The 20746-nt window shown below is 41.4% G+C and carries 15 protein-coding genes and 1 pseudogene; 5 read left to right on the plus strand and 11 right to left on the minus strand.

Going from position 1 to position 20746, the window contains the following annotated elements; genetic code table 11:
* Nucleotides 1-140 precede the first annotated feature (140 nt).
* A complete protein-coding gene (locus tag V7L07_RS27430) occupies nt 141-917 on the plus strand; it encodes a Uma2 family endonuclease (RefSeq protein WP_335062151.1) in 777 nt (258 codons plus the stop codon).
* A gap of 95 nt (nt 918-1012) precedes the next feature.
* On the opposite strand, the gene ligA is transcribed toward V7L07_RS27430, so the two are convergent.
* On the minus strand, nt 1013-3049 hold the full coding sequence (gene ligA, locus V7L07_RS27435) for an NAD-dependent DNA ligase LigA (protein ID WP_335062153.1): 2037 nt from the start codon (nt 3047-3049) through the stop codon (nt 1013-1015).
* Between the two features lie 534 nt (nt 3050-3583).
* Between ligA and V7L07_RS27440 the strand changes: the two genes are divergently transcribed.
* The 3 genes from V7L07_RS27440 (at nt 3584) to V7L07_RS27450 (ending at nt 7311) form a co-directional block, all read left to right on the plus strand.
* On the plus strand, nt 3584-4540 hold the full coding sequence (locus V7L07_RS27440) for a hypothetical protein (RefSeq protein WP_335062155.1): 957 nt from the start codon (nt 3584-3586) through the stop codon (nt 4538-4540).
* 1230 nt (nt 4541-5770) lie between these two features.
* Nucleotides 5771-6607, plus strand: coding sequence for a 4-hydroxy-tetrahydrodipicolinate reductase (gene dapB / locus V7L07_RS27445; RefSeq protein WP_335062157.1), 837 nt, complete (start codon nt 5771-5773; stop codon nt 6605-6607).
* A 17-nt stretch (nt 6608-6624) separates the two neighbouring features.
* Complete coding sequence (locus V7L07_RS27450; protein ID WP_335062159.1) at nt 6625-7311, plus strand: phosphate ABC transporter permease; 687 nt, start codon at nt 6625-6627, stop codon at nt 7309-7311.
* A gap of 344 nt (nt 7312-7655) precedes the next feature.
* Here V7L07_RS27450 and V7L07_RS27455 read toward each other — a convergent pair whose 3' ends face one another.
* From V7L07_RS27455 to V7L07_RS27480, 6 genes are all read right to left on the minus strand, one after another.
* The gene (locus V7L07_RS27455) at nt 7656-9068 is read right to left on the minus strand and encodes a right-handed parallel beta-helix repeat-containing protein (RefSeq protein WP_335062160.1); all 1413 of its coding nucleotides are present in this window, start codon (nt 9066-9068) and stop codon (nt 7656-7658) included.
* Between the two features lie 100 nt (nt 9069-9168).
* Nucleotides 9169-9798, minus strand: coding sequence for a precorrin-8X methylmutase (locus V7L07_RS27460; protein WP_335062162.1), 630 nt, complete (start codon nt 9796-9798; stop codon nt 9169-9171).
* Nucleotides 9799-9907: 109 nt separating this feature from the next.
* Nucleotides 9908-10717 carry a TPM domain-containing protein gene (locus V7L07_RS27465; RefSeq protein WP_335062164.1) on the minus strand — a complete coding sequence of 270 codons (810 nt, stop codon included), beginning with the start codon at nt 10715-10717 and terminating at the stop codon, nt 9908-9910.
* A 236-nt stretch (nt 10718-10953) separates the two neighbouring features.
* Nucleotides 10954-11493, minus strand: coding sequence for a DUF948 domain-containing protein (locus V7L07_RS27470; RefSeq protein ID WP_335062166.1), 540 nt, complete (start codon nt 11491-11493; stop codon nt 10954-10956).
* An 11-nt stretch (nt 11494-11504) separates the two neighbouring features.
* The gene (locus V7L07_RS27475; RefSeq protein ID WP_179063835.1) at nt 11505-11855 is read right to left on the minus strand and encodes a YtxH domain-containing protein; all 351 of its coding nucleotides are present in this window, start codon (nt 11853-11855) and stop codon (nt 11505-11507) included.
* Nucleotides 11856-12219: 364 nt separating this feature from the next.
* Nucleotides 12220-12555, minus strand: coding sequence for a hypothetical protein (locus V7L07_RS27480; protein WP_335062168.1), 336 nt, complete (start codon nt 12553-12555; stop codon nt 12220-12222).
* Between the two features lie 874 nt (nt 12556-13429).
* Here V7L07_RS27480 and V7L07_RS27485 point away from each other — a divergent pair.
* Nucleotides 13430-14422 carry a metal ABC transporter solute-binding protein, Zn/Mn family gene (locus tag V7L07_RS27485; protein ID WP_335062170.1) on the plus strand — a complete coding sequence of 331 codons (993 nt, stop codon included), beginning with the start codon at nt 13430-13432 and terminating at the stop codon, nt 14420-14422.
* Nucleotides 14423-14540: 118 nt separating this feature from the next.
* Here the strand turns inward: V7L07_RS27485 and V7L07_RS27490 are convergent.
* The 4 genes and pseudogenes from V7L07_RS27490 to V7L07_RS27505 form a co-directional block, all read right to left on the minus strand.
* Nucleotides 14541-15068 (minus strand): annotated as a pseudogene (locus tag V7L07_RS27490) (GrpB family protein).
* Between the two features lie 104 nt (nt 15069-15172).
* Complete coding sequence (locus V7L07_RS27495; RefSeq protein ID WP_335062239.1) at nt 15173-15670, minus strand: DUF427 domain-containing protein; 498 nt, start codon at nt 15668-15670, stop codon at nt 15173-15175.
* A 122-nt stretch (nt 15671-15792) separates the two neighbouring features.
* Nucleotides 15793-17376: an HlyD family efflux transporter periplasmic adaptor subunit gene (locus V7L07_RS27500; protein ID WP_335062172.1), complete on the minus strand. Its 1584-nt coding sequence runs from the start codon at nt 17374-17376 to the stop codon at nt 15793-15795.
* An 86-nt stretch (nt 17377-17462) separates the two neighbouring features.
* Nucleotides 17463-20465, minus strand: coding sequence for a peptidase domain-containing ABC transporter (locus V7L07_RS27505; RefSeq protein ID WP_335062173.1), 3003 nt, complete (start codon nt 20463-20465; stop codon nt 17463-17465).
* Nucleotides 20466-20746: the final 281 nt, after the last annotated feature.

The following is a 20746-nucleotide window of genomic DNA, read 5'->3' on the forward strand; positions in this document are numbered from 1 at the left end:
CTCAGCTAGCCTTCTCCCAAAGGGACACGCAAGCGCGAACATCACGCAGCCTGAAGTACGGAATACGTAACGACGTTGCTGTTCCTCAAGGGTTTTCGGCATATTCCTTATAAGATCGAAAATAAATTCATGCTGTGTTTATGGCAACCCAACTCACCCAAGCCAAATCACCAACAGAACTGGTAATCACCTGGGAAGCCTTACCCAAGGATTTTCAACTAGAGGATGAACCAGTGGAGAATACAGGTCAGCCGCTTTTGGCTGGTGCTTTGCGTGAAAGCCTAGAAATCAGTGGATTCATTCAACCCCAGATGTTGATCGCCTCTAACTTTGGTCTTTGTGCAACAGTCAACGGGCAATTTATCGCCAAAGCACCTGACTGGGTTTATGTGCCGTTGGTTAATGAAATTGTCGGTAATCGCAAAAGTTATACACCCAATTTAGAAGGAAATATCCCCGCGATCGCCATCGAATTTATCTCCGATACTGAAGGTGGAGAATATTCGGTAAAGCGATCTTATCCACCAGGAAAATGGTTTTTCTACGAACAGATTTTGCAGATTCCCATTTACGTGATTTTTGAACCTAATGGCGGTTTATTAGAATATTATCAACTAGAAAATCAACGCTACGAGTTAAAGCTGCCCGATGAAAATGGTCGTCATTGGATTGACGCAATGGGCTTATTTTTGGGAACTTGGCAAGGAACAAAAGAAGGGCGAACTGGTTATTGGTTGCGCTGGTGGGATCAAGCGGGGAATTTGTTACCGTGGGCTGTGGAACAGATTGAACAAGAACGCCAACGCGCTGAACAAGAACGCCAACGCGCTGAACAAGAACGTCAGCAAAAAGAAAGACTAATTGCTTATTTACAATCTCAGGGTATTGATCCAAATAATTTGCCCCAGTTCAAGTAAGACCAATTCATGTAGACACATTCGCACAGATCCACATATTTATTCTTCCCAGTCCCTAGTACCCAGTCCCCAATCCCCAATCCCCAATCCCTAATTCAATCTTCAATCATCTCCAACAATTGCGCCTCGCTTAACTGCGTAATTCCCAACGAAACCGCTTTTTTTAACTTAGAACCTGCATCTTCTCCTAATACTAAATAATCTGTTTTTTTACTCACCGAATCAGTCACTTTCCCACCAGATTTTTGAATCAAAGCCTTTGCTTCATCACGCTTTAAGGTTGGTAATGTACCCGTAATTACAAAATTTTTACCCGCGAATTTTTGATTACTATCGCCAACTAATTTTGTTTCCTCTGTGGCAGTTAATTGTAATCCTTCTGCTTGCAAGCGTTCTATCAATTTTTGGTTGGCATCAATCCGAAACCACTGATACACCGATTGGGCAATTTCAGCACCAATACCGTAAATGCCTTCAATATCTGATTGTTTTGCTGTGGCTAACTGGTCTACAGTGAAATATTTCTGAGTCAACAATTGGGCATTTACACTGCCAACGTGACGGATGCCTAAACCATATAATACCCTTGACCAAGGTTGATTTTTTGATTGAGCGATCGCATCCACTAACTTCTCTGCTGACTTTTTCCCCATTCTTTCTAATTCAGATAACTTCTCTGTTGTCAACTCATATAAATCGGCAACGGAATGTACCAAACCTTTATCAACGAGTTGATATACCAACTTTTCGCCCATACCTTTAATATCTAAGGCATCACGACTTACCCAATGTTCAATGGAACCTTTAAGAATTGCTGCACAGGAAGCATTGACGCACCGAGTCACCGCCTCACCTGATTCTCGCACCACAGGTTGACCGCAAACTGGGCAATGGGTAGGCATCAGGAAGGGTTCAGTATCAGTCGGACGGAGTTCTTTGATTACCCTCACCACTTCTGGAATGATTTCCCCAGCTTTGCGGACAATGACAGTATCGCCAATGCGAATATCTAATTGAACAATGCGATCGCTATTATGTAAAGTTGCACGGGAAACTGTTGTCCCCGCCAATTGCACCGGGCGCATCTCGGCTAACGGTGTTAACGCCCCCGTTCTCCCAACATTCACAGCAATATTTTCCACACGGGTAGGTGCTTCTTCAGCTGGGTACTTTAAGGCTACTGCCCAACGGGGGAATTTCTGGGTAAACCCTAGCTGTTCCTGAACTTTAAAAGAACTCAGCTTCACTACTACCCCATCAGTCATGTAGGGTAAATTCAGCCGTTCCGTATCCCAATATTCATAATATTTTGCCACTTCTGCGATCGAAGCACAGAGTTTGTGGTTAGGGTTGACTCGAAAACCCATTTTTTCCAACAACTCCAACGCTTCCCATTGAGTATTGGCAATACTGGTGTCATCTCTACCAGGAATGTGCAAGGTGTAGCCAAAGAAATCTAAGCGCCGTTTAGCGACAATGCGTGAGTCTAGTTGTCTCAGTGTACCAGCTGCGGCATTACGGGGATTAGCAAATAATTGCTCACCTGCTTTTTGCCTTTCCTCGTTGATTTGTTTAAACACTTCCAATGGCAAAAACGCCTCACCTCGCACTTCCACCCTTTCGAGAATTTCTAACCCTTCAAAATTCAAACGTAAGGGAATTGAGCGAATTGTCCGCACATTTTGGGTGATATCTTCACCAGTCACCCCATCACCTCTAGTTGTCCCTCTAACTAGAATGCCATCTTGGTAGGTAAGAGCCAAAGCAGAACCATCAATTTTCAGTTCACTGACATATTCCACTGAATCTATTTTTGGTATTTGTCGCCGCCAACGCTGATCCCAGGCTTGCAACTCATCAAGATTGAAGGCATTCTCCAGACTGTACAAAGGGATATTGTGACGCACCGAGGTAAACTGGGTTGCTGGTCTCTCACCCACGCGCTGAGTCGGACTATCGGGTGCTGTCAATTCTGGATATTGAGTTTCGAGTTGTTGTAATTCTCGATATAGCTGGTCATAGACTGTATCCTCCATAATGGGAGCATCTAGGACGTAATAAGCATAGCTAGCTTGTTGCAATAACTGGCGCAATTCTTCTGTGCGCTTTACTTCCGGCTTCATCTGTGTCATTAGGATTATTACAAAATATCTAGACGAATACAATTTAAAAATGAGCAAACCTGCATAGCCAGGCTTTGTTTAGATAGCCGCAACTGGCCGTCGTCGAGTCAAGGTACTTCTCACAAAAATTGGGTTTGGCTAATCAGCTTGCCTTAACAGAGGTACTTTGGGCAAACATTACTATTTTTCTAGGTTAATTAATTTAATACCAATCGTCGCATCCATCGCTAGACCTAACATTTTACGTACAGCGCTTCCTGACAATAAATCATTCTCTGTTGAAAACCTGAAAATAATTTTTTCTAATATAAGTAATTTTAAGATACTAAGTATTATAGATTCAAGTCAAAGCAGCATAATTATACCTAAAATATCTAAATAAAATATCAGTATTCTGAATTCTGGAATCGTCTGTAAATCAAGAGTATCTATAATTGTCGGCACTGCTCCCTGGTATTGCATAAAAAAACAAATACCAACCTATTTAGTTAGTGCAGCCCAAAACCCAATACATTATTACAGATTTATTTTACTAATATGTTCATGCGCTCTTTAACATTTACTGCCTCTAGTGCAGTGTTACTTTCAACTTTAGTCAGTTCCGCTTTTGCCGCTCCCAACAACTTTGCTAGTAGTGTTGGCAATACCGATACAAACACAAAGGTACTTGCTCAAAATGTTATCCAGTTAAAGAAAATTCCTCATAGCACAATACAAGCAATAGCCAACGGACAAGACCGATATGCGGCTATTTGGGTTAAGTCTGGTGGTGCAGCTTGGGAGGCGCGACATGGATTGACCTCAGCCCAGTATCAAGCGACTTTTGACAAACTGGTTGGTCAGGGATATCGGTTGGTTGATGTCAGTGGTTATGGTGTGAATGGACAAGACCGATACGCAGCTATTTGGGTGAAGTCTGGCGGCCCAGCTTGGCAAGCACGACATGGATTGACCTCAGCCCAGTATCAAGCAACTTTTGACAAACTTGTTGGTGAAGGATATCGATTAGTTCACGTTAGTGGTTACAGTGTCAACGGAAAAGACCGATACGCCGCTATTTGGGAGAAGTCAGACAGCCCAGCTTGGGAGGCGCGACATGGATTGACCTCAGCCCAGTATCAAGCGACTTTTGACAAACTGGTTGGTGAAGGATATCGCTTGGTTGATGTCAGTGGTTATAGTGTGAATGGACAAGACCGATACGCGGCTATTTGGGTAAAGTCTGGCGGCCCAGCTTGGCAAGCACGACATGGATTGACCTCAGCCCAGTATCAAGCGACTTTTGACAAGCTGGTTGGTGAAGGATATCGATTAGTTCACGTTAGTGGTTATGGTGTGAACGGACAAAACCGATACGCGGCTATTTGGGAGAAGTCAGATAGTCCAGCTTGGCAAGCGCGACATGGATTGACCTCAGCCCAGTATCAAGCAACTTTTGACAAACTGGTTGGTGAAGGATATCGATTGGTTGATGTCAGTGGCTACTATAGCGGTTCTTAATTGCATAGAATACAGACCATTTGTAGGGGCACAGCAATGCTGATATAGCAATGCGATTTGATTTCTGAATCACTCGTTGAGGTAAGGGACTGGGAAGAAGGAATAAAGGTGTACTGAGTTTTGTTCAAAAATCAAATATGAGTCTTATAGGTGTCAACTTAACGTGAAAGCAAGTCTATAACTAGCTTTTAGATTGCCTCGTTCCCAGTCGGAGACTGGGAATACTTGTCTTTGAGGCTCCGCCTCTCTTTACTGGCGGCAGAGCCACTTTTGAGTTGCATTTCCAGCCTCCGGCTGGAAATGAGATTTGAAAAGGGTTTTAGCTTAAGTTGACACCAATGAGCAATACTATGCCCTATTGTGTATTGCATCCGAACGAGAACCGCTATAGTGCCGCAAGGCGGAATTAAAAATTAAAAATTGAAGAAGGCAGGAGGCAGTCCCGATGAAACAAGTTTCACAGCCTTGAATGAAAGAATAACTGGGGACTGGTATTTTTACCATACTCAGTGCCTCGGCTTATAGTGCTAAGTTTTGAAGTTGAGTACTCAGTACTTTCGCACTATGGTAAAAGCCCCGCTCTAGTGGGCGGAATCTTTATAAATTTTGAGGAATGTTGATACCCCGCCCCTCTGGTGCGTCCGCTGCGCGAATGTGGGCGGTCTTTTAACTCTAAGCCGAACGGGCTAAACTCCCCGCTACCGCTAACGGAACTCAGCACTATAACTACTAAATAAAAGTTAAATAAAGGGCTAATCGAGAACATAAAAAACCCCGACTTGATAGCCGAGGTAGATGGGAGAAGTCCAAATGTCGATGGGATATTGTAAAACCGAAGTCTGTTTTTCTTAGTTAACACCCAATGCAACCAAAACTAGATAGGTAATAGACAAGGTGCAATTTTAGCTATGCAGCTTACTTTGGAGCTTTACTAAGTTATGTAAATAAATATAACAACAATATTACAAATAGTCAACTAGACTTGACAAACAAAGGCTGATAAAATTCATAAGAAATACTTATTAAAGCAGTACATCGGCAAATGAAACGGGTTACTGGGTAAGATGGTGGGATGAAAACGAGAACCGATCTTTTGGGGAGTACGAACACTAAGGGATTAGCTACACAATTCAGGGTAGTTGGAATTAAGCCAGAGATTTGAGAAGCTAGCTACTAGATCGCGAAAGTCTTTACAATTCCTTTGTTGACTCAAAAAGTATTTCTCGACCTATGACGAATCAAGCTCCTATCCCGGTTATTGTCAACGGTGCTGCTGGTAAAATGGGCCGTGAGGTAATTAAGGCGGTGGCGCAAGCGCCTGACTTAAACCTAGTGGGTGCAATTGACCACAGTTTGGAACATCAAGATAAAGACGCTGGAGAATTGGCAGGTTTAAGCGAACCTCTGGAAGTGCCGATTACCAATCAATTAGAACCGATGTTGGGGTATGTGGCTGGCGACAGACACTCTCCTCCAGGGGTGATTGTAGACTTTACTCATCCCGATTCAGTTTATGACAATATTCGCAGTGCGATCGCTTATGGTATTCGTCCTGTAGTCGGCACTACTGGGTTAAGTCCAGCACAAATTCAAGACTTGGCAGATTTTGCCGACAAAGCTAGCACAGGTTGTCTAATTATTCCTAATTTTTCCATTGGGATGGTACTGTTGCAACAAGCTGCGATCGCAGCCTCCAAATATTTTGACCATGTGGAAATTATCGAACTGCATCACAACCAAAAAGCTGATGCTCCCAGTGGTACTGCCATTCAAACGGCACAATTATTAGGAGAATTGGGTAAAACTTTTAACCCTGCTCTTGTAGAAGAAACGGAGAAATTACCAGGAGCAAGGGGCAGTATCGCAGAAGAAGGGATTAGAATTCATAGCATCCGCTTGCCAGGATTGATTGCCCACCAAGAAGTTATTTTTGGCGCAGCAGGACAGATTTATACTTTACGACATGATACGAGCGATCGCGCTTGTTATATGCCAGGAGTGCTACTAGCGATTCGCAAAGTCTTAGCGCTAAAGTCGTTAGTATATGGATTAGAAAAAATACTTTAAACACACTCTCAGCACTCATGTTAGTACCACTGACTCGCCAGAAATTTGAACAAGTTGTCCCCCTAATTGCCACTGGTTTGCAGTACAAGTACTACTGGGGGAAATTCTCAAATTTTTTGCAACGGCTGTTAATTTCTGTAGTTGCCGTAGTTGTTATTTTGCTTGTAACAGTCGTTTTCAAGCTTGAGTTTGCTTCAATAGTATTTGTACTAGGGGTAGTTAGCGCTTTTTTTTGGTTGTGGTATCCAGTGTTTCAAGCAAGTATGCGGAATTTGCAATGCCGCCGTTATAAGTACGGCGGTTTTTTCCGTGGTCGAGTCCTAGATTGGTGGATTACAGACCAGTTAGTAGGTAAACAAGAAACAGTCAACAACAAAGGCGAATTGGTGATTGTAGAAAATCGGGAAAAACAGATAAATTTAGAGATTGGTGATGACACTGGATTTACCATTGAATTTGTAGCACCATTACGTCCTGCTCACAAAATTATTACTCGTGGTCAAATTGCAGAAATGGTAGTAATGTCAAATCGCTCAGATTTGAGCAGTATTGAAGAATTTAGCGATATATACTTTCCTAATCGTGACCTATGGGTTAGCGATTATCCTTATCTGCGGCGGGATTTCTTTAACGAAGTCGGTCGCCGCTTGCGTGAAGACCAACAACAAAAACCGCGTCGGCGGCGTCGTAGAGTAGAAGATTGAATAATAAGTATTCAAAAAGACGCAAGGTACAGACCTACATTAATTACGAGCCTGACCAAATAATTACTAATTAGTAATACTCGCCTCCGGCGAGAAGCAAGCTACGTAATTCGTAATTAAAGAGGGTACAAGCCAAAGGCGAACAATTATTGGTGGATTCAAGCCCCCACTAATTGTAACTAAGCTGTTGTGATTATAGTTTGCACATTGAGGCGGCAGGGGAGCAGTGCAGGGAGCAAGGGAGAGGAGTTACAGGTTTTGCCTAATCATGCTTGTGATGCAATTTGTAGGCGCAACAGCTTACAAATTACGAATTATGTTGACCTATACCTCTTGCCTTCTTGCTAACGAGAACATCCAACTTTGATGAGTTTCCCTTGCAAACGATAATTTATAGTCCCACAAACAAAACCTGGCGACTTAGGTTCTACATAAGACCGTGTTGGCGGATTTTGTTTATCTAGTCGCGATTTCCAATCACTAGATATTTTATCTAGAGTAGGATACTTTCTTAAAAACTGTGAGTCTGCAACAATATCGTGAGACCCCTTAACAGTTACTTTAGAACTATTGATGTAGATATTATAATCATAAATAACATTTTTATTCTTAGTGTTGATATTAATATCCTTCCCAGGAAAAGCATAGAGAATGTTATTTAAAATTCTGACATCAGATGAAGTATGAGCAAATATTTGCCCCCCTTTAATTTCTGGACTCTGATTATTTAAAACTGCTGTGTTATTTATAATATCAACATGCTCACTTAAAAATGCATGAATACCCGATCCACCATTATTAAATGCAAGATTATTTTTAACTAAAGTACGTCCTTTATATGCACCCAATTTGGAGTTATTGTCATTTCTTGTACTATCGATAATAATGCCATTACCGTCTGTAATCTTTCCAACTGCAATCCAAGGAATGTACATACGATTGTTATAAGTCTTGTTGTTGGTAACAAACATCTTGTATCCCCGGTTGTTGTCAAAATTCCAATTGCTCAACATCGAAATGCCACTGCAACCATAAACGCTGTACCAGGCATTATCGAACACCACATTATTATCTATCGTCACATAGTCCGATTGAATAGCTGAAATACCTGCTCCTCCACAACCATGCACTTTGTTGTTGACAATATGTATATGGTGACTATGACCATTTTTTCGTCCATCCACATTTATGCAGTTTCCACTTGTCAGCGGATTTTGTTTGTTAGTTTTCTCACTCATCGCATAATCAAGGGTTATGTTGGCATTGTTTCCTACGACTTCCAACCCATTGATCTCGATATATGAAGCTCCATTTGAAATTAGGATACCATTCCAGGCATTATGCTGAATTTTTGGGAAATGCCCAGGATATGCTTTATACCTAATCCAGGCATTTGCAGTTCCAGAACGTTTAATACTTATTACACTCCCATCTTTGGGTGAATTTGTGTATACTCCGTTCATAATCAAGACTGTATCGCCAGGGTTGGTAAGGTCTGCGGCCCTTTGAATTGTCCTAAAGGCGGATGATGTAGAAAGTCCGCTATTTTTGTCGTTTCCAGTACCACTAACATAGTATGTTTTTTGAGTCGCTTTAGTACTAATTAGCTCACGACGAGATAAACTCATTTCCTGGTTAGTAGATACCTGACGAACGGTTTCAACTAAAGATGCTTTTATCCTTTCTGCGTTAGCCAAAAGAATTAATCCTACAGGAATTGCCAGATATGCGCTTAAACTGAAACCTCGAATTCCCACGATAAAAGGCTCCTTTCTTAGCACTACTTAATAAAAATATCAGGATATTCAGTAATTTTGAATACTCTTTTGGATACAAAATAGAATAGAGTCAACTTTCCTAGCTCCCTCGATTTCCATCTTGTCCATAGGCTTGCCAAGCCAAGTCTACCAATCCATCAACGATCGCAGCTGCTACAACTGCATTCCCTTTGCGACTGTCAATTGTAATATAAGGAACTAGAGAGTCTTGTAAGCGCTCCTTAGCTTCATCAACATTTGCAAATCCCACTGGAGTCGCAATTATTAAAGCAGGTCTAATTTCCTCAGATTCAATTAAATCCACCAGTGCTGTCAATGCCGTTTGCGCTTGACCCACCACAAAAATACCCTCTGGATAACGCTTTGCTAAAGTTTCTATTCCCCATGCAGCGCGAGTTTTTTCTTTTTGGGGACGTGTTAAAGCTTCCATACTGCAATACAGCGGATTAGCAAAGGTGTTTTGAATGTCGTAGGCAATACCTACTTGTACCATCGGCACATCGACCACAATCGTGGTACGCGCGGCTAGTGCTGCTGCTCCAGCTTGCAAGGCACGCTCAGAGAAACGAATCAAAGACTTATACTCAAAGTCAGCCGTGGCATAGATTACCCTACGCACAATCTCATACTCTGCGGGAGAAAAGACATGATCGCCAATTTCACTATCAATGATTGCTAAACTTTGAGCATCTGTTACGTGCCATTCCATTTTTGTTGAGCTTCTCAAATATTAGCTTTCAGCTTATCAGCTTCAGAGAGTTAAGAGTTAGGAGTTAGGAGTTATAAGTTAATTAAACTACTCGCTCCTAACTACTCACTCATAACTCATTACCAGAAGAAGACCGACTGAAAATAGGAGATAGGTAGGCAACTAAGACGCCAATGAGAAACCCGGAGATATTGCGAGTTAGAGGTACCCAGTCGCTTGTACGTGTCACCACTGGCCCAATGCCAAAGGCAATAAACAAGATTCCCCACAAAGGTGAGAAAATTAAAGCCCATTGCCAAGCGAAAACTTGGCCTTTATCGCGGGGTTGAGCTGCAAATCCACAAATCACCCCACCAATCACTGAGCTAATCAAGGTGAGAATCCACTGCTCTCGTGGTAGTCCGGGGACAACATTGCAACCCCCCTTAAGTAAACAGCCTTTAACTGATTCTAAGGCTTGCAGAATGGCTTGATCTTCGCCTTGTTCGCGGACAAAGTACAAATTACCGAAGCGGGTTTGCAATTCTATCCAGAAAGTCCGGGGTAAAAGTTCATAAACAGCATCACCGACACTAAAGCTGAGGATGTTACCGCCACGAGAATCGGCAACTAGTAGAATGCTTTTGTCATCCAAACCCCAATATTTGATAACTGCGCGACCTGGGGTGCGGTCATACTGGGTCAATACTCGCAGTTTCCAACCTGTATCGGCTTCAAACTGCTCTAAATCTTTAACCAGCTTTTCTTCTTGCAGGACAGGTAGAGATTTAGCTAAGTCTACAACAGGGGTAAAGGTGTCAGGGAGTAACTCAGGATTGTCATAAGCCAGTGCTGGGGGAGAATGCATGACCCAAATCGACCCAGCCAGAAAAAATATTGCAATGGATATCAGAATTCGTCGCCAAAAACAAGATTGCATGGACGTTTTTATATAAATATCAACGGTAGAAGTGAACAAGTTGTTTTAAAAGAGTACTGTAAAAATGATAGTTCTTTACACTTGTTTACTTTACTCTAATCTAGGGGATCAAAGCAAAAGGTTTTTGGGGAGTGGAGAATAGATTCTTCTTGTGTACAGGTTATGCGTATTTTGTCAACCAGTTAAAATACAGCTATCTCCAATTAAAATATATGGTGCAAAGGCTATGCTCTAATTCAATCTTCGTCATCAAAATTGTTTTCCCAGCTAGCAGCGTCGTTGTAACCGTCATTAGCGCGGTATAATTCTGCTTTGATCCGGTGATTTTCTTGCCTCAGCACTTCTCGTTCTCGCAACGTTAGTGGTGGTTTTTCATTGCTTAGGGTGCGATCGCCTGTTCGTCTTGCAGGTTTTTGGCGCGTGAAATTTCTCCATGCAGCTTTCACGCCAACAACAATAGTACGTGTACCTACTTGCAGATTTTGAGCCTGTTTTCTTGCACTATCAAGACTTTGGTCAACTTGCTTGACAACTTGACTAGCGCTTTTTACACCTTCACTGACATCATCAGTTAAGTCTGTGATTTCTAAGCCAGTCACGCGGATAGCTTCTAGAGTGGGTGGTAGTTCCCGTGATAGGGTATCAAATAGCTTTTCTGCACTACGAGCCGCACGTGCTAACTCCTGCAAAGCCGGTATTGCCGCCACTAAAACCGCAGTCAAGCTTGTGGCGACTAAAAGTAAGGAGAGTCCCAACCAAAACAGGGGTTCAATCACGATTGTGTCATTTATGAGCGTTCTAATTGCTGGGGAAGTGAATCTGAGTCTTCAGCAAACGTTTGTCGCTTCAAGACTTGGTTTTCCTGCTGACTGGCATCTACACCTGCTGCGATCGCTTCCCGTAATCTATCTAATGTCTCATCCCAATTTCGTAGAGCGCTAGCAGAGAGACGATCTGCCTGAATTTGTACACTCGTTGATAAATCTTCTGCCAATTCTGGGATAGCATTAGCAGATTTTTTCAAAATTTTACGCGTTTCGCGCCCTGTGCGTGGAGCCACGAGCAAACCAGTCAAAGCACCGATAGTAGCTCCCAGCATCAAACCGCCAATAAATACTCCAGAACGGTTATTAGACATCTTATTGTTTCTCTCCTTACACCTATTTTAGGTGGGTTTTCTCCCCTTGTAAGACTCTACCGATTTTATTCAGTTAATCTATCGTGACAAAATATCAGCCATAAATGTTGCTTTTATTCATTAATTAATATAAAAAGCATTAATTACTTATAAGTCCAAATTTTTCATGTCTCCCAAAGTATTAATACCTCCGCGAAAGCTTCTGGCGGGCGTCTCTTTGTATTAACACATCCCCCATAGTTCCGTACCCTTCTCCTAATGGAGATGCTGCATCAAGGGTGGTAGCCCCCGCACCCTCAGGAAGCAAGCTAGATGATCTTCATGTCAGCCCTAATTATAAATGCTCATGTGAACCTGACATAACTCATTTTGCAACTGTGCTTTTCCCAAATATTAACTCTAGCTTCGGAAAATAACGCTGCCAGATTTGGCGTCCTAGCAAAAGTAGACTGATAATTTGCCGCACTTGTTGAATTTGTATTTGTAGCGCTTGATTTCTCTGCCGTAAGTTATAAATATTCTGCTGGCTGAGATAAATATTTTCCGGTGCTTTGTTCAGTGCTGTATGGGTACAACTTTCATAGGCGGTTAACCTATCTGCGATGTATGCTAGCTGCTGCTTTAGTTGACACACCCGCCAAGCCACATAGAGTAGTATCACCGAAATCAGGGTGTTAACTAGGATAACTAAAATTATCATTGTTTATCTTCACCAATATTAGCTTTGAGGAATTGTTCTATATACTTGATTTGGCTCTGATTTAATGATGAAGAAACTAGAGGATAAAAATTATTGCACAAAGTACAACCTAGATTATAGTAATAAAGTATTGCAAGGCTTTACTAGGTGAAAATTAGTGTAACAAAGGCTGATGGCTAAAAACTCGCCAATGTGCCAATTTTGTAACAACGATATATCCACACATTGCCAAACCACAGCTACAATTGCCTTAGATTCACGACTTGGTTTGCGAAATCAACCCGTATGCTCAATAAGCCCCATCATGACTACATTCCACTTCTCAAGTTGATAATCCTAGTCAATTTGCGATCTTTGTGGTAAACAAGCACAATGGTATAGTCCCTTCAAAAAGCGGTGAGAGAACTACACCCTTGGAGGCTGCCCAGCATCGCCTTTATTATTGTGCTTCTACCTCTACCAGTTTTCCAGCCTGTCGCGTGAAGCTGACTAATATTTTGCCTCTAAAAACCTCACTGGTACAACACGGCGTAAAGAAATCACCTATTCTAAATCAATGAAACGGTTACGCTGTATTCGTTTTGAATTTTGAATTTTGTTAGCGCAGCGTTAGCGAGTCATCGAGCGTCATTTTGAATTTTGAATTCCGCCTTGCAGTACTAGTGGTTCATCAACCAGAAAGTGCTGGGTGTGGACTGGGGAAAGTGGGAAAAGGAAGAGTCTATATAATTCCTCTTCCCTTGGCCTTTACCCTTTTATCAGCCAAGAGCTTCTGCATCTCACCTTAACTTTAACCTGAAGACTTTTCCCTAGTATTTTACCAATACTTGAATAATAATGATTATTTTTCTTACACATCCAGTAGGAGTTGAGGATGTCACAAAAATCACCATTGAATAATTTTTTTCCAGCTATTCTTGTTGCATTGACAATTGGATTTGTTGGATGTGGAAATCAAGCTGCAAGAACTGCATTTACTCAGACTACCACCCAGGTAAATGAGAACCTCCCCCAAGTTGTAGCAACTACAAGTGTATTGTGTGACTTAACCCGACAGGTTGCTGGAAATACAGTTAACCTCACCTGCTTAATTTCTCCTACAGCCGACCCGCAATTTTATAAACCAAAACCGGAAGATCGTAAAGCCATTGAGCGAGCTAATCTTATTCTTTATACTGGTTACAATTTTGAACCAAATCTGATCAAGTTAATTAAAGCTACTAAAAACTCTGCACCGAAAATAGCTGTTGTTCAAATGGCAGTGCCTAAGCCACAAAAATTTCAGATAGGTGATAAGAGTGTAACTGATCCTCATATTTGGCACAATGCCAAAAATACTATCAGAATGGTGGAGGTAATTAATAGTAATCTGAGAAAATTAGAATCTAATGATGCAGAGGCTTATACCAGCAATACTAAAAAAATCACGAATGAACTCACTCAACTAGATAGCTGGATTAAGTCAAGAATTGCCAGTATTCCTACCAAAGAACGCAAGTTAGTTACAACCTCTGATGCACTGAGTTATTACGCCAAAGCATACGGTATCTCATTGGCAGGGGGATTACAAGGTATTAGTACTAACGAAAAACTGACAGCCGAACGAGTCAAAAATTTGGCTACAAACATTAAACGGGCTAAAGTATCAACAATTTTTGCTGAGGTAGAAATTAATCCTAATTTGATTCAATCTGTAGCCACAGAAGCTAACGTGAAAATTTCTAACAGGAAGCTTTATGCTGAGGGACTTGGCGAACCAGGAAGCGACGGTGACACTTATCAGAGAATGATGATTGCCAATACACGCACAATTGTGGAAGGACTTGGAGGGACGTATTTGATGTTTGAAGCTAAACCTTCTAGATAGCTATAACATCAATTCAGTAATCCTAAAAACCAGGTTTTCTAAAATTGCAGGCAACTTGGTTTATTAGTCTATATTTTTCAAGACATAAATGTAGGAAAGATGGGTAAAAGAGATTGTGTTATTCAGATTTATCCGGTGTCCACCATACCAATGCTTTACTTTGTATCTCTTTGATGAACCCATCTTTCCCATCCATATATCCGATGATATCGTTAGGATACTGCTTTGCTAACTCACGTTTTAATTCACTATATTTCTGTGCATCTTAAAGATGTGCAATCATATAATCCCGAAATGCTAAATGTCGTTTTACTTCCGATGATTTAGCCGTGAAGGTATGGATATGATGCGTCCTTGTACCTATTGTATTATTCTTACGAAAAAAGCGGCGACCTGGTATGCCAAACTCACCCATTACTTCATAACCTAACGCTTCCATACCCAAACTACAATCATCTACTTTGGCAATATTTTCAACTTCAACCAGCAAATCAATAATAGGTTTCGCGTAGATATGTGAAATTGCTGTGCTACCAATATGGTGAATAGCAACTACATTTTCACCTAGTATAAGCGCAACACGTTTTGATTCATGGTCAAATTTGCTGCGCCATGTCGAATCATGCGGTACTACTTCTATTTTCATCAGGATTTAGCAAAAATATTTTTAAAGTGGAGACGTAAGATGTGTAAGACATCACACATCGCTTCACTACTATTGAATCCAAAATCTAAAATACTAAAATTGACTCACCATCCCCAAGTACCAGGAGTGCCTTTAAATGGCCCAACAATATCACTGGTTATCCAACCACCGTAGAAGTTACCTGGTTGTGGTTGCACCTCTTCGCCATTCACGTAACATTTATCCATGACATGAGCGTAAAAAGCTACATAGTCCTTGATAGATTCAAAGGCTGGTGTGGGATTTTGGTAAAACCAACCAGCATTATGGACTTCTTTTTCACCAACTCGGATTGTATAGTAACCAGCACTTCCCTTCCACTCACAAAAACTAGATTGCGGAGTCAAATGTAGATATTCCATTTTGATATCTACAGGGGGAATGTAGTAAGAAGGAGGATGACTAGTTTCTAAAACACGTTTGGCATTGTGGGTATCTGCAATTATTACTCCGTTAAAGATTATTTGGATATGTTTATTTGTGTCCTCCAGACGAGGAGGACGGGGGTAATCCCAAACTGATTCTTGTCCGGGAGCAGGTTCGATGCGTTGAGAATTAACCATCATCAAGAGTGCTGAGTGCTGAGTGCTGAGTATTGAGTGAGGAAAAGTACATAGATACTAAGTAATAAGTGAAGCAGCAACTCTCCTTGTGGAGTCACTGCGGTCTTTTAACTCAACACTCTTTATCGTACCTCTTTAAGAGCATCAACTTGCTTGGTAAATAACTCAGTGAATAAACTAAGCACAGTCCGTTCTTCACGTACTTTTATATTGGCACTGATAGACATACCTGATTGCAAGGTGACGTTTTTACCCTTAATTACTAAAGATTGCTTATCTAATGAGAGTTTTGCCGGAAATCTGTAAAACTGATGGGTTTGGTCTGGCGGTAATGCGTCTGAACCTATGTCAATCACTTCCCCTTTGATATCGCCAAACTCGCTGTAAGGAAAGGAGTCAATTCTGACATCTACCTTCATACCTTTTCGCACAAATCCAATATCTTTGTTAGTGATGAAAACTTCAGCTATATAGCTTTCATTGGGGACAATTTGCAGCAATTTGGTAGTCGGAGTTGCAACAAATCCAGGATTTTTTGCTTGTAAATCGAAAACTGTTCCAGCCACGGGCGCGCGGAGTTCTTGATATTTAACGTTTAATTGTGATTGAGATATTTTACTATTGACATCTGCCAAACGCTGCTCATTATCCAGTAAAACTTTCATGAATTGGCTATCGATTGTGGCAATACGCTGTTTATTATCAGCTATTTTATCTAAAATATTTTTATTAGAAACAGCCACCGTATTGCTTGCTTCTTGTTGTCCTTTTTCTATATCAAACTGGAGGCGTTTTAGTTCTTCACCTAGTTGTGCTACTTCCGCCGTGCGGTTTTGTACTTCTTGTTGTTGGTTGAGATACTGAAGTTGAGAAATACCACCTTCTTCTGCTAATATTTTCAGCTTCTCTAAAATCCCCTGTTGAATAGCTAAACTTGATTTACTATCTTCCAGTTTAATTTGATTTTGAGTAAGTTGCTTTCTGGTTTTTTCTACTTCAAATAGCGCCGCAGAAGAACGAGAGTCTAATTCTTTTTTGGCAACTCGTAGAAGTTGTTGTTCATCAATTCCCAGTCTAGAATCTTGACCAGAGTTTTTTAATTGAGTCCGAAATAATTCATTTTCTGCTACTAAGGCAGCTCGACTTTTTAACAGAAAAGCAGTTTCTTGTGGTAAATTACCGCGCAGATATAACAATTCCGATCCTGTGGCGGTACTTGCACTCATCAATCGACGATAAATTTGGTTTTCTTTAATTAATGCAAGTCGAATTTTCTTCAAAGAATTTAATTCGGCTACAGAAACGATAGAATCAAAAGTCAGCAATAAATCTCCTGGCTTAACTTCTTGTCCATCTTTAACATTAACTGTTTTCACCACTCCACTAACAGGAGCTTGAACTTCTTTGACTGTTCCTTGCGGCTTTAATTGTCCTGTTGCTGGCACTACTTGCTCAATTTTTGCAAAATAAGTCCAAGCAATTCCAAAACAGGCTAGTCCTATGAGCGTAACCATGATTGTACGCGACCAAATTGGAGATTGGCGCAAGACAATAGATTGCTCAAACTCCTGATCGTTTGAGTTATTTAAAGATTCTTGAGCAGCTTTCTGTTGTTTTGTAAGTAGGCTTGAATCTTGCTTCACTCCGTTTTTTTGATTGCCATTTTTCTGATTGCCGTTGAGGTGATTGCCATTAAGTTGAGTCATAACGATTTGGGATTTTAGATTTTGGATTTTTTGTAGAGTGGGCAATGTTTCCCGATGCCAAAAACCTTTGCCCCAGGAATGACTAATTACAAGTTTACATCTTGTTGCTGATACAGGTAATAATAATGACCTTTAGTAGCCATTAATTCCTGATGACTACCTTGCTCTATAACCCTGCCATTATCCATCACAACAATCATGTCTGCATTACTCACAGTATTCAAACGATGGGTAATAAAAAATACTGTATCACCTTTGAATGCTTTGGCTAAATTGAGACAGATTTGCCGTTCTGTGGGATAATCTAATGCGCTGGTTGCTTCGTCTAAAACTAATAGTTTTGGTCTTTGTAAAACTGAACGAGCGATCGCAATTCTTTGTCTTTGTCCACCTGAAAGTGCAGAACCGCGCTCTCCCACCCGCGTGTTATAACCGTTGGTTAAGTTCATGATAAACTCGTGAGCGCACGCAACCTGAGCCGCTTCGATAATTTCTTCGGTTGTGGCATCGGGATTGGTTAGGGCAATATTTTCCTGAACGCTGCCGTCAAACAATAACGTCTCTTGGGGAACTACGCCTATTTGTCGTCGCAGTGAATAAAGTTCCACTTTGGCAATATCATAACCATCAATCAATATTCTGCCGGACTCAGTATCGTAAAGTCTCAGCAGTAACTTCATCATCGTACTTTTACCAGAACCGCTTTGTCCGACAATGCCGATAAATTTCCCTGGCTCAAATTCGAGGTTTACATTAGAAAGTTGTAGAGGGCCACTTGTACCAAAACGGAAGGAAACATTTTCGTATTTCACTGCTCCCTTAATAGTAGGTAAGGGTATATTGTAGCGGTCTGTTTCTCCTTCTTGTGGTGTATCGACAATATCGCTTAAACGTTCTAGAGACAAGGCAGTTTCTTGGAAGCTTTGCCAAAGTTGAGCTAAACGTAATATTGGGCTGGTAACGTAACCCGATATAATTCTAAAGGCGATTAATTCGCCTAATGTTAATTGTTGTTGGAGAACTAAATAAGCTCCTACCCACAAAACTAGTAAACTGCTGAGTTTGTTGAGAAAGTTACTGGTAGAATTTGCAAGGGTAGAAGTCACAACTGTTTTAAAACCAGCGGCGACAAATCGGGCATAACGCTCTTGCCAGGAAAAGCGCGATCGCAATTCGATATTTTGCGCCTTTACTGTTTGAATTCCTGACATCACCTCCACTAAATAAGATTGAGTTTCGGCGTTGCGTTCGGCTTTGGCACGTAACTGTCTGCTAATGGTGGGAGAAGCAACTAAGGTGATCACAATAAACACGGGAATTGTGCTTAAGCCAACTAAGGTGAGTTGCCAACTGTAAATCAGCATTACACCAATATAGACCACTGAAAACAGAGCATCTAACCCTACTGTTAAGGCAGTACCCGTGAGGAATTGACGAATATTTTCTAATTCGTTGATGCGAGTGGAAAGTTCACCCACTGGTCGGCGTTCAAAATATCGCAGCGGTAGACGTAGTAAATGGTCAATAATTTCTGACCCTAAACCCATATCAATCCGATTAGTGGTATCGACAAAGAGGTAGGTTCGTAAGGTAGTCAATACTGCTTCAAATAGCCCGACTACTAACAGCAAAACCCCCAAAATATGTAGTGTACCAATACTGTTTTGAGTGATAACTTTGTCGATAATTAACTGAACGACTAGGGGATTTGCCAACGCTGCCAATTGCACGAAAAAGGAAGCGATAAAGACTTCTATGAGAACTCGACGGTAGCGTGATAAATAGGGTATAAACCACCGTAAACTAAAGCGTTCTTGGGGTGTTTCTTTGGTAGCACTGAGTAGTAATACCCTAACTTGGGGCGGAAAGTTGGTTGGATCAACCTCTAATTGTTCAACCAATTGAGCAGGTTTGCAGCGCACAATTCCTTGAGATGGCACACCTACAACTACGGTATTGGCATCAGCTGCATATAAGACGGCAAAACTATCACCATAGCGAATCAGCGCAGGTGTCGGAATGCGCGTTATAGAAGCGACTGGTAGCTCTATCAATTGGGCTTTCAGTCCAATGGACTCTGCCAGGTAAGCAGTAACTTGAAACGATATAGTCCCCTGACGTTTGACTTGCTCAGTTAAGATGCGGCGAACCACCTCTCGCCGAAATGGCATTTCTAGGTGCTTCGCGATCATTTGGAAGCAGGCGAAGGCTGAATTTAGTTCTCCTTTACCGCCAAAAAATGGGTATTTTTGTTTTGGCGAATTCTTTGAATTTTGGGGGGCTGTCTGTGGAACTATTTCATCTGATGCATAGGGGATATCTAATTTCTCTGCGTTATCTGATGTGGTGTCACTAACCACAAGTTCTATCTGATGACTATCTTCTAAGAGCAAATCTGACGGATGTATACCAAGCAACCGCGCGGGGTTTTGACCTATAACTTGGATATTATCTCGATCGTCGTCTGATTCTAGGCGATCGCCAGGTGACAAATCTGTGATTGTACCACCGCCACTGACAAACCAGATGCTTTCGCTATCCAGTTGGTTGAATTGAGTTTTTCCTAAAGGGAGGTAATGTATTTTTGCCTTTGGTAAGGCTTTTTCTGCCAGTTCTCTGAGATTTAAGGTAGCGATCGCCTGCTTTTGCCAATAGGAACCGATAATATCGAAAACTTCTGCCAAATAACTGCGGTTCTTACGAGCTTCGGCAAAGGCTGGGTATGAAGCCAGAAAGCTAAAATATGCTGATGCACTCAAGGTTAAACATACTACTTCGGTAGAAGCGATCGCTGTTTCACAAGGAACATCGCGCAACAAACCAATTTCGCCAATAATTTCTCCCGGTTGTAGTAATTTGAGGGTGATTGGCATTTGCGTCTGGGGGTCGTATCCCAATAGCCGCACTTGTCCCTCATAAATGATGGTGATACGTTCTGGGAGACTTTCTTTACCGATGATTTTCTGACCTATGCGATAGCGCCAGGCTTGTAGTTGTTCTGATAAATTAGCGATCGCTCCATCTGGTAAGCGATCAAACCCCTCTAGGGTGGTGAGAAATTCGGAAAAAGTGCTCTTAATATAAGTCATATCAAACAAATCGAAGGTAAAAGTGAAGAATAAGGCTGAGAATATTACCCAGTATCTCTTTTATTAACAGTGGCAGCATTGGATTTTATGCCAGCAGCAGCAAGACTTATCTGGCATTTAAGTTGCCTAATTTTGTCAAATCACAGAGGTTACTTTTGTCTAATTTCATACCTGCATTCACTTAACACGGTTCCTACTTCTATCTATCGTTCAAAAGCAACGATAGTCTAAATAGATCGAGGACAAGTTATCACTTGGTTAACACCACATAATTTATACAA

The sequence above is a fragment of the Nostoc sp. genome (assembly GCF_036916985.1).
In the GTDB taxonomy this organism is placed as follows: Bacteria; Cyanobacteriota; Cyanobacteriia; order Cyanobacteriales; family Nostocaceae; genus Nostoc.

Bases quoted from the DNA above. Each gene is read 5' to 3' on its own strand.
- V7L07_RS27430 (WP_335062151.1), top strand. From the start codon at position 141: ATGGCAACCCAACTCACCCAAGCCAAATCACCAACAGAACTGGTAATC.
- V7L07_RS27440 (WP_335062155.1), top strand. From the start codon at position 3,584: ATGCGCTCTTTAACATTTACTGCCTCTAGTGCAGTGTTACTTTCAACT.
- V7L07_RS27450 (WP_335062159.1), top strand. From the start codon at position 6,625: ATGTTAGTACCACTGACTCGCCAGAAATTTGAACAAGTTGTCCCCCTA.
- ligA (WP_335062153.1), bottom strand. From the start codon at position 3,049: ATGACACAGATGAAGCCGGAAGTAAAGCGCACAGAAGAATTGCGCCAG.
- V7L07_RS27460 (WP_335062162.1), bottom strand. From the start codon at position 9,798: ATGGAATGGCACGTAACAGATGCTCAAAGTTTAGCAATCATTGATAGT.
- V7L07_RS27495 (WP_335062239.1), bottom strand. From the start codon at position 15,670: ATGGTTAATTCTCAACGCATCGAACCTGCTCCCGGACAAGAATCAGTT.
- V7L07_RS27465 (WP_335062164.1), bottom strand. From the start codon at position 10,717: ATGCAATCTTGTTTTTGGCGACGAATTCTGATATCCATTGCAATATTT.
- dapB (WP_335062157.1), top strand. From the start codon at position 5,771: ATGACGAATCAAGCTCCTATCCCGGTTATTGTCAACGGTGCTGCTGGT.
- V7L07_RS27475 (WP_179063835.1), bottom strand. From the start codon at position 11,855: ATGTCTAATAACCGTTCTGGAGTATTTATTGGCGGTTTGATGCTGGGA.
- V7L07_RS27485 (WP_335062170.1), top strand. From the start codon at position 13,430: ATGTCACAAAAATCACCATTGAATAATTTTTTTCCAGCTATTCTTGTT.
- V7L07_RS27500 (WP_335062172.1), bottom strand. From the start codon at position 17,376: ATGACTCAACTTAATGGCAATCACCTCAACGGCAATCAGAAAAATGGC.
- V7L07_RS27480 (WP_335062168.1), bottom strand. From the start codon at position 12,555: ATGATAATTTTAGTTATCCTAGTTAACACCCTGATTTCGGTGATACTA.
- V7L07_RS27505 (WP_335062173.1), bottom strand. From the start codon at position 20,465: ATGACTTATATTAAGAGCACTTTTTCCGAATTTCTCACCACCCTAGAG.